11 protein-coding genes and 1 riboswitch are annotated in these 13,954 nt (G+C 67.7%); of the genes, 4 read left to right on the forward strand and 7 right to left on the reverse strand.

All coding sequences use genetic code 11. The features are described from left to right. Positions 1-9: 9 nt before the first annotated feature. From IB225_RS16155 to IB225_RS16165, 3 genes are all read right to left on the reverse strand, one after another. Positions 10-645 (reverse strand): nicotinamidase, encoded by a 636-nt coding sequence (locus IB225_RS16155; protein WP_192312398.1) that lies wholly within the window; start codon positions 643-645, stop codon positions 10-12. Between the two features lie 99 nt (positions 646-744). Then, positions 745-3,036 carry a 5-methyltetrahydropteroyltriglutamate--homocysteine S-methyltransferase gene (metE, locus tag IB225_RS16160; protein WP_192312400.1) on the reverse strand — a complete coding sequence of 764 codons (2,292 nt, stop codon included), beginning with the start codon at positions 3,034-3,036 and terminating at the stop codon, positions 745-747. A gap of 197 nt (positions 3,037-3,233) precedes the next feature. Beyond that, positions 3,234-3,468, reverse strand: a riboswitch (cobalamin riboswitch). 42 nt (positions 3,469-3,510) lie between these two features. Next, positions 3,511-4,017: a hypothetical protein gene (locus IB225_RS16165; RefSeq protein ID WP_225583917.1), complete on the reverse strand. Its 507-nt coding sequence runs from the start codon at positions 4,015-4,017 to the stop codon at positions 3,511-3,513. 169 nt (positions 4,018-4,186) lie between these two features. Between IB225_RS16165 and IB225_RS16170 the strand changes: the two genes are divergently transcribed. Further along, positions 4,187-5,443, forward strand: coding sequence for a serine hydrolase domain-containing protein (locus tag IB225_RS16170; RefSeq protein WP_192312404.1), 1,257 nt, complete (start codon positions 4,187-4,189; stop codon positions 5,441-5,443). A gap of 76 nt (positions 5,444-5,519) precedes the next feature. Here IB225_RS16170 and IB225_RS16175 read toward each other — a convergent pair whose 3' ends face one another. After that, positions 5,520-7,568 carry a DUF11 domain-containing protein gene (locus IB225_RS16175; protein WP_192312406.1) on the reverse strand — a complete coding sequence of 683 codons (2,049 nt, stop codon included), beginning with the start codon at positions 7,566-7,568 and terminating at the stop codon, positions 5,520-5,522. A gap of 175 nt (positions 7,569-7,743) precedes the next feature. Next, positions 7,744-8,802: a linear amide C-N hydrolase gene (locus IB225_RS16180; protein ID WP_192312408.1), complete on the reverse strand. Its 1,059-nt coding sequence runs from the start codon at positions 8,800-8,802 to the stop codon at positions 7,744-7,746. 102 nt (positions 8,803-8,904) lie between these two features. Here IB225_RS16180 and IB225_RS16185 point away from each other — a divergent pair, with 102 nt between their 5' ends. Continuing rightward, positions 8,905-9,222, forward strand: a complete 318-nt coding sequence (locus tag IB225_RS16185; RefSeq protein WP_192312410.1) for a hypothetical protein — start codon at positions 8,905-8,907, stop codon at positions 9,220-9,222. 20 nt (positions 9,223-9,242) lie between these two features. Then, the gene (purU, locus tag IB225_RS16190; RefSeq protein WP_192312411.1) at positions 9,243-10,094 is read left to right on the forward strand and encodes a formyltetrahydrofolate deformylase; all 852 of its coding nucleotides are present in this window, start codon (positions 9,243-9,245) and stop codon (positions 10,092-10,094) included. Between the two features lie 123 nt (positions 10,095-10,217). Here the strand turns inward: purU and IB225_RS16195 are convergent, their stop codons facing one another. Continuing rightward, positions 10,218-11,555 carry an APC family permease gene (locus IB225_RS16195; protein WP_192312414.1) on the reverse strand — a complete coding sequence of 446 codons (1,338 nt, stop codon included), beginning with the start codon at positions 11,553-11,555 and terminating at the stop codon, positions 10,218-10,220. A gap of 151 nt (positions 11,556-11,706) precedes the next feature. Here IB225_RS16195 and IB225_RS16200 point away from each other — a divergent pair, with 151 nt between their 5' ends. Continuing rightward, positions 11,707-13,011, forward strand: coding sequence for a M20 family metallopeptidase (locus IB225_RS16200; RefSeq protein WP_192312416.1), 1,305 nt, complete (start codon positions 11,707-11,709; stop codon positions 13,009-13,011). 97 nt (positions 13,012-13,108) lie between these two features. Here IB225_RS16200 and IB225_RS16205 read toward each other — a convergent pair whose 3' ends face one another. After that, positions 13,109-13,897, reverse strand: a complete 789-nt coding sequence (locus IB225_RS16205) for a TSUP family transporter (RefSeq protein ID WP_192274131.1) — start codon at positions 13,895-13,897, stop codon at positions 13,109-13,111. Positions 13,898-13,954: the final 57 nt, after the last annotated feature.

Raw genomic sequence — 13,954 nt, forward strand, 5'->3', positions numbered from 1 at the left:
GAGCCCGCCCTACGTGCGTTCGATCGCGATGCCGGCTGCTGCCAGCGCCGCCTCGGTCGGCGCATCACCCGCTGGCGTGACCGGCCGCGTAAGGTCCCACAGGAAACGCACACGGAATCCTGCCGTCGCGGCGTCCTGTGCCGACCACAGCACGCAGTAGTCGCGCGCCAGTCCGCAGACGTGGACTTCCTCGATACCGCGTTCGCGCAGCCAGCCGGCCAGACCGGTGGTCGGACGCGTGCCGTCCGGCCCGTGGTTCTCCTGGAAGGCGCTGTACGAATCCACCTGCGACCGCGTGCCCTTGCGCAGGATCAGATCGGCCGGCGTCCAGTCCACACCTTCAGCGAGCGCGGCACCGGATGTCCCCTGCACGCAATGGTCCGGCCACAGCACCTGCGGCTGCCCGTGCAGGGAAATCGTGTCGAACGGCGCACGACCCGCATGGCTTGAAGCGAAGGACGCATGCCCCGGCGGATGCCAGTCCTGCGTCGCCACCACGGTGGCGTATCGCCGCGATGCCAGCAGCGCGGCGATACCCGGCACGATCGCGTCGCCGTCGTGGCACGCGAGCGCGCCGCCCGGCATGAAGTCGGGCTGCAGGTCGATGACCAGCAGGGCGATGGAAGGAGCGAACGACGTCGACATGGCGGCAGGGGAGATCCAGAGCGGCGACTTGCAGCCTAGCAGCCGCCGCACTGGAATACCTTGCGTTCGCGCAAGGCATCACGCGCCGAACCGCCTGCGCTATGCCGCGCGGACCAGCCCGCTCCGCATCGCCTGCGCAGCCGCGACCATCCGCGTCAGGGCCTCACGTACTTCCGACCAACCGCGCGTCTTCAGCCCGCAATCGGGGTTCACCCAGATCTGTTCCGGTGCCAGCACCGCGCGCGCCTTCTCCAGCAACCCGATCATCTCGCCGCCGGTCGGAATGCGCGGCGAATGGATGTCGTACACGCCTGGCCCGATCTCGTTGGGGTAGCGGAACTTCACGAAGGCCTCCAGCAGTTCCATCCGCGAACGCGAGGTCTCGATGGAGATGACGTCGGCATCCATCGCCGCCACCGCGTCGATGATGTCGTTGAACTCGGAGTAGCACATGTGGGTGTGCACCTGGGTATCGTCGGCCACACCGGCGGCGGCGATGCGGAAGCACTCGACGGCCCAGTGCAGGTACGCCTGCCAGTCGGCACGCCTCAGCGGCAGGCCTTCGCGCAGGGCGGGCTCGTCGATCTGGATGACGCGGATGCCGGCGGCTTCCAGGTCGAGCACTTCGTCGCGCAGGGCGAGCGCGATCTGCCGACAGGTCTTCGCACGCGCCTGGTCGTCGCGCACGAACGACCACTGCAACACCGTCACCGGCCCGGTCAGCATGCCCTTCATCGGCCGGTCGGTCAGCGACTGCGCGTACTGCGACCAGCGCACCGTCATCGGCGCTGGGCGCGACACGTCGCCGTAGATCAGCGGCGGCTTCACGCAGCGCGAGCCGTAGCTCTGTACCCAGCCGTTCTTCGTGAAGGCGAAGCCATCGAGCTGCTCGCCGAAGTACTCCACCATGTCGTTGCGTTCGAACTCGCCGTGCACCAGCACGTCGAGGCCGATGTCCTCCTGGAAGCGGACGCAGCGTTCGGTCTCCTCGCGCAGGAAGGCCTCGTAGTCGGCATCGGACAGCTTGCCGCGCTTGTTGCGTGCACGCGCGTCGCGCACCTCATGGGTCTGCGGAAAGGAGCCGATGGTGGTGGTCGGGAAGTCGGGCAACCCGAGCAACGCCGCCTGCGCGAGGCGGCGTTGCGGATACGGCGAATCGCGATCGATGTCCTCGACGTCCGCTGACGCAAGCCGCGCGGCGACCGCGGCACGATGCACACGCGGCGACTGCCGACGCGACTCGATACGGTCGCGCGCCAGCGCCAGACCGGCGTCGGCCGCGCGCGGATCCTGCAGTGCGTCGGCAATTAGCCGCAGTTCTTCGATCTTCTGGCGGGCGAACGCCAGCCACGACTTCAGGTCGGACGGCAGCGCCTTCTCGCCGGCCACATCCACCGGCACGTGCAGCAGCGAGCACGACGGCGACAGCCACAGCGCGTTGTCGCCGACATGGCCTAGCGCGTACTTGGCGAGGATCAGCGCGTTGTCGAGGTTGGTGCGCCAGATGTTGCGGCCGTCTACCAGGCCCGCCGACAGCACGCGACCTCTGGGTAACTGCTTCAGCACTTCGTCCAGTTGTTCCTTGCCGCGCACCAGATCGACATGCAGGCCATCGATCGGCAGCGCGCAGGCCAGCGGCAGGTTGTCGCCGAGGCGGCCGAAGTACGTCGCCAGCAGCAACGAGGGACGCACGCCCTTCGCCAGTGTGGCGTATGCGCGTATGTAGGCATTGCGCGCCGCATCGTCGAGGTCGAGCACGAGGCAGGGTTCGTCGATCTGCACCCAGTCCGCGCCGGCGTCATGCAGCTTCGCCAGCAGCTCGGCGTACACGGGCAGCAGGCGCTCCAGCAGTGCGAGCCGGTCGCTGCCGTCAACGGTCTTTGCCAGCAGCAGGAAGCTCACCGGTCCCAGCAGCACAGGACGTGCGGCGTGGCCGGCCGCCTGCGCCTCGCGGAACTCCGCCACCGGCTTGTCGCCACGCAGGCGGAACGTCTGCCCGGCGTGCAGTTCCGGCACCAGGTAGTGGTAGTTGGTGTCGAACCACTTGGTCATCTCCAGCGCGCGCAGGTCGATGCCGTCGCGCTGCACGCCGCGCGCGAGCGCGAAGTAGCCGGCCAGCGGATCGGCATCGGCCAGCGTGCGGTAGGCCTCGGGGATGGCGTCGAACAGGAAGGCGGTGTCGAGCACGTGGTCGTACAGCGCGAAGTCGTTGCACGGCACGACATCGGCGCCGGCCTCGCGCTGCAGCCGCCAATGGCGATGGCGCAGGTCGCGTGCGGTGGCCTGCAGGTCGTCGGCGGTGGTGTCGCCGCGCCAGTAGCTTTCCAGGGCGGTCTTCAGTTCGCGCTTCGCGCCGATGCGCGGGAAGCCGAGGGTGGTAACGGTGGTCATGGTGCGTGTCCTCATGCGTGGCGGATGAGGAACGAAGGAACCGCGCGCCGGACCGGAGCCCGCCACGCCAGCGACCTTCGCCCCCGCGGGCGAGCCGGAGTGCCGAGGTCGGGCGCAGGAGGACGCATCCGGGCAGGCGCGCGCGGACACGGGCTCCGGCCACCTCCCCTCGGAAGCTCCAGGTCAGTCGGAGGACGGTCGTGTCCTCCGGCCAGGGCAGGTCTTCGGGCTCATGGACGGGCGCGGGTGCGCTGGCCTACTTCCCGCCGCTTCCCGGTCCGCAAGGACCAGTGCTGTTGGCGAGGTTCGTTTCCAAATACCGCTGCGGGGCAGCGCCGGAATTGACCTGTGGAACAGGCCGCACCGGCTTCCCTTTTAATTCCATCGCTTCATTGGGATGAAGCGATGGAAACCTTGGCGGGGCGAACGTTACGCCCGGGCCGGCAGGACGTCAAGCGATGGGACAGCGCGAACTCAATGTTCGGCGATCGAGTACACGGCAATGATCCGATAGGGACCGGGCTCTGCGTCCTTGAACTCACCACTCTCCAGCACATGGACCGCTGCTTCGAAGGTCGGAAGCAGGCAGTGCGCATTGGTGTGGATACTCCTGGCGAGGTAGTTGCAGGACAGCGGCGAGCACTCGGGGCCGGCGCCCGCCCAGAAGGAGGTGATATCGAACCCCTCCAAGGTCGCGCGAACAGGTGGCAGGACGTTGACTTCATTGTGGAACGGGCTGAACGGCATCCATTCCCCGGTCTCTCCATCGAACTGGAGATCATGCGCTTCGTAATAGAAGAGCCGCATACCCTTCAACGAAATGGCGTGCTCGTCGGCCAGCGCGCGCATGATGGTGGGGGTGTCGAACAGGAAGTACCCGTTGTGCTTCCAGAAATCGATGTAGTCGGTGAAGTTGTCGTTGACGCAGTCGCCCAGCGAATAGACATCCGATACCCCGGGCAGATCGAGCCCCTCGGGCATGTCGACCCGCTTGTACATGTAGCCGATAGGTCGCATTGCGCAACGAACGTCCTTTGACGGAACGATGATACCTCGGGCAGGTCAGAGCATCTCCTGCCAGGCGGGATCGACCCGACTTGTTCGTCTTGCTGAATCAGCTCCTTGTCGACGCAGGCCCATGATGACGCTTGTGAAACCACCCGACTCCCTCACGCGCCGCCGCTGGCTGACCGCGCTCGCCGCTGCGCCGCTCGCCGCCGTTGCCTGGCCTCGCATGGCATCCGCCGCCGCCTGCGACGACGCCGCGAACTGGATTCCGCCCGACGACTTCCTCGCCGATCTGCCGCGCCTGATGCAGGCGTTGCGCGTGCCTGCGATCGGCATGGCGGTCGTGGAGCGCGGCGAAGTGGTGTGGTCGCGCAACCTGGGCGTGTTGAATGCCGAAACACGGACGCCGGTGGCGGACGACACGCTGTTCGAGGATGCGTCATTGAGCAAGCCGGTGTTCGCCTACGCCGTCCTGCAGCTGGCGGACCAGGGCGTGATCGATCTCGATGCCCCGCTCGTGCGCTACCGGCGCATGGACTACCTGGCCGACCACCCGTGGGTGGACCTGGTCACTGCGCGCGACGTGCTGCGTCATTCCACCGGCATGTCGAACTGGCGCAAGGATCCGGCCAACGAGAAGCTGGTGCCCGCCGTGAAGCCCGGCACGCGCATCGACTATTCCGGCGAAGCGATCTTCTGGTTGCAACTGGTGGTGGAAACGCTGACCGGCGAAAGCCTGGACGCATCGATGCAGCGCCTGCTGTTCGGCCCGGCCGGCATGCGCAACAGCAGCTACACGTGGGATCGCGATCTCGCCACGCGCTCCGTGTACGGCCATCGCGCGGTCGAGGACGAGGAGACCGGCATGCCGCCGCAGATGCTGCGTGATACGTGGAACGCCGCGCAGACCGTTGCCGAGCGTTGGGGCAAGCCGCTCTCGGCATGGCGCTACGAAGACGCGGTGCGCGCCCTGCCCGAGGTACAAGCGATCACGCCGAAAGGACTGGTGAACTGGCCCGGCGACCTCCTCGCCAACGCCGCCGCCAGCCTGCGCACCACGCCGCAGGACTACGCCCGTTTCATGGCGGTGATGGTCCGCACACGGCGCGAACCGTGGCAGATCACCGAGGCCACGCGGACGGCGATGCTGACGAAGCAGATCGATGTGCCCGGCCGCTGGACCGACAAGGGCCTGGGCTGGAACCTGGAGGCCACGCCGCGTGGCCCCGTGTTCTACCACTCGGGCAGCAACGGCGGCATCTTCAAGAACTTCGCCCTGGGCGACCTGCGCGGCGAGCGCGCGCTGGTGACGCTGACCAACGGCGGCAGCGGCAACGTGCTGTACCGGCGCGTGGTGCGCGCGGCCACCGGCCTCGACCTGCTGGCGTTCGATCTCTGACGACTGGCGCTGGCGCACGAAGCGTCAGGCGACCTTGACGTGCTTCATCGCGCTGCCGGCGCAGAGGCGTCCGGCGTCAGGGCACGCCGGTTGCCGTCATCGTGCAGCTCAGTCCCAGCGTGACGGAACCTCCGCTGGGCAGCGTGGGAATCACCAGGCCGGCAACGCTCTTCAGCGCAGTGAGTTGCGCCGCACCGGTCGCCGGACAGACCGCGCCACCCGCTGCGGAACAACTGCTGATGGCCGTGCAGTCCAGGCCCGGCACCACGGGATCGGACAGGCTCGCACCATCGGCCCTGCTGGGGCCGCTGTTGCTGACCAGTAGATTGAAAGTGACCACAGCGCCTGGCAGCACCGCGCCACTGCCCACGCGCGTCTTGATCACCGACACGTCCGCCGTGGCCAGCGTGTCGCTGTCGGTGGCGGTGTTGTTCACCGGCGTGCCGTCGAAGCGACCGGTCGGTACCGCGATGCTGGCCACGTTCACCAGGTTGCCGGTGGCGCTGGGTGACACCGTGCCCGTGACGGTGAACGTCACGCTGCCGGCGGCCGGCAGGCTCGGAATCACGATGCCGCTGCCCTGCATCAGCGCGACGGTGGTGTTGGCGACCGTGGGGCAACTCGCACCGCCGGCGGCGCTGCCGCAGGTCACCGAGGCCACGGTGAAGTTCGCGATGGCTGGATCGGTGAACACCGCGTTGTTGACCAGGGTCGTGCCGGGGTTGCTCGCCACCAGCGTGTACGCAAACGCCTGCCCCTGCCGATACTCCGTCTGCCCGTTGGTCTTGCTGATCGCCAGATCATCGCAGGCCACGGTGAATCCCACGCTGGCACTGTTGTCGGCCAGCGCGATGTCGGTGTAGCCGTCGGTATCGGAGAACACCGCCGACGCGGTGTTGGTGATGGTGGCGCCGCACGTTGCCGTGGCGGTCAGCGTGGCATTGATCGTGAAGGTGAGGCTGCCGCCGGGTGCCAGCGTGTAGCCACCGGTGAACGCGAGACTGCCGGTGCCGCTGGCAGCCGGACACGTGGAGCCCGCCGTCGCCGCGCACGTCCACGATGCACCGGTGAGCGCGGCAGGCAACGTGTCGGTGATGTCGGGCGCATTCGCCGCGGTGATCGGCGGCGCCTGATTGCCCGCGTCGGCCAGATTGATGTCGTTGTTGCTGACCACCACGGTGTAGGTGAGCGGCTGCCCGGGAGCGATCCCCGCCGCGGACACCGTCTTGGTGATGCCGATATCCGCCGGTGCGGCGACCACGACCCTGCGCACTTCGTGGATGTTGTTGAAGCCGCCGGTGGAACCACCGATACCCAGGCGCAGCAGCGCTGGTGCCGCGTACGGAAAGTTGAGGTTGTTCAACACGGGGGTGGGCGTGGCACCGTTGACGCCGTGCGCCACGGTCACCCGGTAGCCACCGCTGCCGTTGGGCACCAGAAAGTAGCGCACGCGGTTGGGGGTGGGCCGCGTGGTGACCGACGGCACGTCGATGCCGCCGGCCACGGTGGCACCCCCGACATAGGGATTGTTGGCCGACCGCGGGCCACGCACCACCACGCTATCGGGCCGATTACCCGGCCCGTCGAAGTTGGGGCAGGCGCCGGTGGCGGCGGGGCTGGAGAAATTGCCGAATGCATCCAGCCCCACGCCCAGGTAGCCGCCTGCGCCACTGCAATAGCGCAGGCCGGCACCGGAAAGCGCACCGGACATGTTGGCACTCGCGTCGTAGAAGAACATGGACAGGCCATCGGCACCGTTGCCTCCCCAGGCAACGTATTCGAACTCCACCACCACGCCGTTGGCTGGCGAGAACGTGCTGGACGTGTAGAGCGCACCACCCTGCTGGTTGGCCAGGTTGGTGGTCAGGCGCAGCCAGCCACTGCCAACCGCGTCGTTGACGTTGTTTGGAATGGCGCCGTAACCGCCGGTCAGGATGCCGCTGTCATTGGTGCCGGCGTTGTTGGTGCCGCTGATGGTCCAACCGGCCTGGGTGCTGCCCTGGAACGAGTCGGCGATCTTGAACTGCGCGCTGGCCGGCAAGGCCGCGCCCATCAGCAGTCCGAAGGACAGCGCCCTCGCCAGGCGCTGGCGATACACGATGCGACCGTTCCGGTCGTTGTCCATGCGGCACCCCCCCCATAGACCACGTGCCCGCACCGGGCGGGCACTGGGCGCGAGTCTAAGTGACATCGGGAGGAACGCGAGGCCGTGCCGACCAACGGTGGCAACGGTAATGGGCTTTACCGAAGGGGTCGTGCACGCGGCCATCGGGCACGACCTGCCGGCGTTGGACGTGTGGCTACAGACCCTGGAATACGAACGGCGCCGCAGCCCTGAAATCCTTCACCGCGTTGCCGGCGAACACATTGCGCTGGTCCGCACCGAGGTCGAGCTTCAGCACCTTGCCGGACTCCTTCGAGAAGTCGACATCCTTCAGGTCGACCCAGAAGGTGTTCGGCGTCAGCGCGGACTCGAAGAAGTACAGCTTGCGCTTGTGGTCGGCGACGGTGCGCCAGCGGGTCGACGAGATGTTCGGCTCTTCCGGCGTGTTGATGCCGAACGGCACGGACGCATTGCGGATCACACTGAAAACGCTGGCCAACGCCTTCACCGGGTCTTCGGCCTTCGGGATCGCGTTGACGTAGAACGAAGCGCGCGCGAAGCGATCCGAGGCGCGGTTGGTGCCCGGCAGCATCACCGTGCCGCCGATCTGCTTCCAGTACGCGTTGAGCGCGAGTTGCTGGTCGAACACCGGCGAATTGGTCATCACCTGGTACGCGCGGTCGTGGTGGATCACCTGCTTGCCGTCGATGTATTCGATGATCGCGCTGTCGCCGCTGGCGTCGGACAGCGACAGGTGCAGGGTGGTCAGCCGGTCCTCGCCGGGCACCTTGTCGGTGACCACGGTGAAAGGCTGCTTGCCCAGCGCGTCGACCGCTTCCTTGACGCTGCCGTAGTTGTCCAGCGCGTACTGCGCCCACGCGGCGATGCTCAACCCCGGACCGCGGCCGTCGTAGGCGGGGTATTCGGATTCGACCAGCCACAGCACGTTGGCGACCAGCCCGGCCTCGTTCATGCCGTCGGTGGTGGAGATGTCGTAGCCGGTGGCGATGACGCTGCCGTACTTCGATGTCCACTTGACCGAGTTCGGCCCGGCCTGCCCGCTGCGCGCCATGCCGCGCGGGAAGATCCACAGGTTGGTCGCCACGTCGTTCTTCCAGTCCATCGAACGGGCGGTGATGACGTCGTCGTTGGCGCCCAAGTAGACCACGCGGGTACAGGCATCGACGGGGAGGGCGGCGAAAGACGACAACAGGGTGAGGGCGAACGCGAACGGCACTGCGAAGCGACGATCCATGACGATCTCCAGCGACGGGGTGGCGTACCGGCGCGCGCTGCACCGGCGAGTGTGCTAAACAGCGGTGCACCTGCAGGGCTGTCTGCAGACGGAGATACTGCCATGGCCTTTCCCCGCTCGTTCCGCCGTTCGTCTTTCCGTTGCGTCGGCGTGGCCGTCGCCGTGCTGGCACTGTCGGCCTGCGTCAGCACGCCGGGTCCGCAGGTCGCCGGCGGCGGCACGTGCAGCGACGCGTCACTGGGCTGGGCCGTCGGACAGCCGGCGGATGAAGCCACGCTCAAGCGCCTGTCGAGCGAAAGCGGCGCCGGCCTGGTCAATCCGATCGGTCCCACCACCGTGGTGAAGCACGACGCACGCAACGACCGCCTGCGCGTCTACATCGACACGCAGAACCGCATCACGGCCGCCCGCTGCGAATAACCTCCCCGACCGACCCCCGAATGCGCCACGACCACATCCTCACCCTCTCCTGCCCCGACACCACGGGCATCGTCTACCGCGTCACCGGCCTGCTGTACGAGTCCGGCTGCAACATCCTCGATGCCCAGCAGTTCGGCGACGACGAATCGGGCCGTTTTTTCCTGCGCGTGCACTTCGATGTGCCCGGCGCGGCCGAGATCGACGTGCTGCAGGAAGGCTTCGCCTCGCTCGCGGAAGTCTTCAACATGGACTGGCAGATCCACGACGCCCGTCGCAAGGCGCGCCTGATGGTGCTGGTCAGCAAGCAGGGTCACTGCCTCAACGACCTGCTGTTCCGCGTGCACAGCCGGCAGCTGCCGGTGGAGATCGCCTGCATCGCCTCCAACCATGCCGACTTCGCGCCGCTGGCGCAGTCCTACGGCGTGGCCTTCCACCACCTGCCGGTATCGGCGAACAACCGGACCGAGCAGGAACGGCACATCGTCGACCTCGTCGAGCGCGAGAACATCGACCTGGTGGTGCTGGCACGCTACATGCAGATCCTGTCGCCCGAGCTGTGCGACGCCCTGGCCGGGCGTGCCATCAACATCCACCACAGCTTCCTGCCCAGCTTCAAGGGCGCCAAGCCGTACCACCAGGCGCACCAGCGCGGGGTCAAGATCATCGGCGCCACCGCGCACTACGTGACGCGCGACCTGGACGAAGGCCCGATCATCGAGCAGGACGTCGCCCGCGTGGACCACGCGATGACGCCGAAGGAACTGGTGCGCATGGGCAGCGACATCGAATCGCTGGTGCTGGCGCGCGCCGTGCGCCGCCATGTCGAACACCGCATCCTGTTGAACGGACACCGGACGGTGGTGTTCCGCTGATCCTTACAGGAATGGGGAGAACAGGTGTGGGAGCGACGTAAGTCGCGAGCTCTTCCTCCGGTGACAGCAGAAGCTCGCGACTTACGTCGCTCCCACAACCAGCCATCCCACCTCGTCTGGAACTCAGCCTCCGGCCCGCCGCCGAAGCCCGACCAGCACCGCATACACCACCGCCAGCACCACCACGGCCACGCCGATCGCGGTCCATTCGCGTGCACTCAGCGTGGTGAGGATGGCGAGCATGCCGACGACGGCCAGGCCCGGCACCAGCGGACCGCCGCGCAGCACGAACGGCGTACCGCGCTCGCGCAGATCGGTCCGTTGCGCACGCCACGCGGCGATGCAGACCATCACGTAGACCAGGCAGACGGCGCCGCCGGAGATCAGCACCAGCGCTTCGAAGTTGCCCAGCACCGCCAGCACGCAGGCGATGCCGGCATGCGCGGCCAGGGCCAGCAGCGGCACGCGGTGGCGTGCGCTCACGCGACCGAAGGCCTGCGGCAGGTAGCCGTCGCGACCCAGCGCGAACAACAGTCGCGACGAGCCCAGCAGGTTGCCCAGCAGGAAGCCCGCCATCGATAGGCAGGCCGTGACCAGCAATGCGATGCGCGCTGGATCCCACAGCCGGCCCGCGGCCTCGGCGATCGGCACGCTGCTGCTCGCCAGCGCCGGACCGAGCACGCCCTGGCAGACGATCTGAAGGCCCAGGTACAGCAGCACCACCAGCAGGATCGCGCTCAATGCCGCGCGCGGCACGCTGCGCGACGGATCACGCACTTCGCCGCCGGGAATCAACGCCGTCTCCACGCCGGAGTAGGCGAATACCACCATCACCATCGCCGCACCCAGCGCGGTCCACGACGGCACGTCGGCGAAGGCGAAGCTGATCTGCGTGGCGTCGACGAACGCCAGCCCCACGACCACCAGCAGGAACAGCGGCACCAGTTTCAGCGTGGCCAGCGTCATCACCGCGCGCGCGCCCAGCTTCACCCCGAACGCGTTGAGCGCATAGATGGCGGCGTACACGCCCAGCAGCAGCAACGCGCGTGGCAGCGGCGCATCGAAGACCGGCCACAGACTGGCGGCCTGCAGCGACAGCGCGGCAGCGACGCCTGCACTGGAGGCCACGTTGCAGATCCACATCAGCGCACCGGCCAGGAAGCCCGGCAACGTACCGAACACGGCACTGACATAGGTGTAAGGCCCGCCCGTGGCGGACGCACGGCTGCCGATCGCGGCGAAACACAAGGCCACCGGCACCATCACCAGCGCACCGGCCAGCAGCGCCAGCGGCGCGGCGGCACCGACCTGTGACGACAGCGCCGCCGGCATCTTGAAGATGCCGCCGCCAACGATGATGTTGATGACGGCTGCGGCCAGCGCCAGGCTGCCCACGGCACGCAGCAACGCGGCGTCGCCCTGCAGCGGACGGGAGGAAGCAGGATCGGCGTCGCGGGTCATGGGCGTGCAGGGCTCTTCAGTGGCCTGCGAGCCTGACACGCACGCGGATCGAATGCGAGCCGCGTGCAGGCATGCACTCATGGTGATTCGCCATTGGACGCGCGCGCCGCACGGGCTAGCATCGTGCTCCCCGCCCGTCCCGGATGCCGCCATGCTTCGCGCCCACCGCCTGTTCGCCGCCCTGCTCGTCGCCACCGCCTCGCTGGCCGGCACGGACGCGCGGGCGCAGGACACCGCCTTCACCGCGCTGGAGCAGGCGCAACCGAAGCTCGTGCAATGGCGCCGCGACATCCACCAGCATCCCGAACTCGGCGAGCAGGAAACGCGCACCGCGAAGCTCGTCGCCGACCATCTGCGCGCACTCGGCCTGAGCGTGCGCATCGGCGTCGGCAAGACGGGCGTGGTCGCCGTGTTGAAGGGCGCCAAGCCCGGCCCGCGCATCGCGCTGCGCGCCGACATGGATGCGCTGCCCGTCACCGAGCAGACCGACCTGCCGTTCGCCTCGAAAGTGAAGGCCGAGTATCGCGGCCAGCCGGTCGGCGTGATGCATGCCTGCGGCCATGACGCGCATGTCGCCATCCTGATGGGCGTGGCGCAGGCGCTGGTCGCCGCGAAGGACGAACTGCCAGGCGAGGTGATGTTCGTGTTCCAGCCCGCGGAAGAAGGTCCGCCGGTGGCCGGTGAGGTGTTCGGCGCGGCGCTGATGCTGCAGGAAGGCGTGTTCAAGGACTTCAAGCCGGACGCCGTGTTCGGACTGCACGTCTGGGCCGGACTGCCGGTCGGCAGCGTGGGCTATCGCAGCGGACCGCTGATGGCGGCGGCGGACGAGTGGTCGCTCGTGGTGAAGGGCAAGCAGACGCATGGCTCGCGCCCGTGGGACGGCGTGGATCCGATCACCTTGGGCGCACAGATCCTGCTGGGCACGCAGAGCATGATCGCGCGCCAGGTCAACATCGCCACCAGTCCGGTGGTGCTGACCGCCGGCCAGTTCCAGGCCGGTGTGCGCTTCAACATCATTCCCGACGAAGCGAAGCTGGTCGGCACGCTGCGCACCTTCGATCCCGCCGTGCGCGAGGACGTCATCACCCGCTTCCGCCGCATTGCGACCGACTACGCCCACGCCAGCGAGGGCACGGCAGAACTGCAGGTGGTCAACAACGCCCCCGCCACGATCAACCAGCCCGCGCTGACCCAACGCGTGCGGCCATCGCTGGAAAAGGCGGTCGGTGCGGCCAACGTGCAGGAGATGCCGCTGGTGACGGTGGCGGAGGATTTCTCCCAGTTCGCCAACACCGTGCCCGGCTTCTACTTCTTCGTCGGCTCCACCGCGAAGGGCATCGATCCGGCCACCGCGCCGATCAACCACTCGCCGCAGTTCCTGCTCGACGAACAGGCACTGGAGACCGGCAGCAAGGCGATGCTTCAGGTGGCATGGGATTACCTGCACACGCCTTGAGGGAGAATGATTGTGGGAGCGACGTAAGTCGCGATGCTCTTCGTCGGGCCATCCGAAAAGCTCGCGACTTACGTCGCTCCCACAACTGCCGGCCGGCTCAGAACGACGCCACCCACACCCGCAACGGATGCTGCGGATCCGCCAGCAGGCGGATCGCCAGCGCGATCGACACGGTCACCAACAGCGGCTTGATGATGCGTGCGCCCTGCTTCATCGCGAAACGTGAGCCGAGCTGCGCACCGAGGAACTGGCCCGCGCCCATCAGCAGGCCCACCTTCCACAGCACCGAGCCGTGCAGCAGGAACACCACGAACGCGCCGAGGTTGGAGCCGAAGTTGAGGAACTTGGTATGCGCGGTGGCCTTGAGGATGCCGAAGCCCGCCAGCGCCACGAACCCCAGCATCAGGAACGAGCCGGTGCCCGGTCCGAACACGCCGTCGTAGAAGCCGATCACCGGCACGAAGGTCAGCGCGAACACCTGCGGGCGCATGCGCTGATGGCGGTCGACATGGCCGATGTCCGGCTTCAATCCGAAGTAGATGGCGATGCCGACCAGCAGGAACGGCAGCGCCCACTTCAACCATTCGACCGGAATCACCGTCGCCAGCAGCGCGCCGCCGACCGCGCCGAGCGCGGCGGTCAGCACCATCGGCAACTGGCCCTTGAGATCAACGTGGCCGTGCCGCGCATACGCCCAGCTGGCGGAGCCCGAGCCGAACAGCGACTGCAGCTTGTTGGTGCCCAATACCTGCAGCGGTGGAATGCCGGCCAGCAGCATCGCGGGAATGGTGACCATGCCACCGCCACCAGCGATCGCATCGATGAAGCCGGCCAGCATGGCGGCAAGGAACAGCAGCAGGAGCACCTGCAGGGCGAGGTCGGGCATGGGGGTTCCGGACGGGAGTCGGTGCGTTTCCGCACCTGTGACGCCCGCCTATTCTAG

This window comes from Pseudoxanthomonas sp. PXM02 (assembly GCF_014851805.1).
Taxonomy (GTDB): Bacteria; Pseudomonadota; Gammaproteobacteria; order Xanthomonadales; family Xanthomonadaceae; genus Pseudoxanthomonas_A.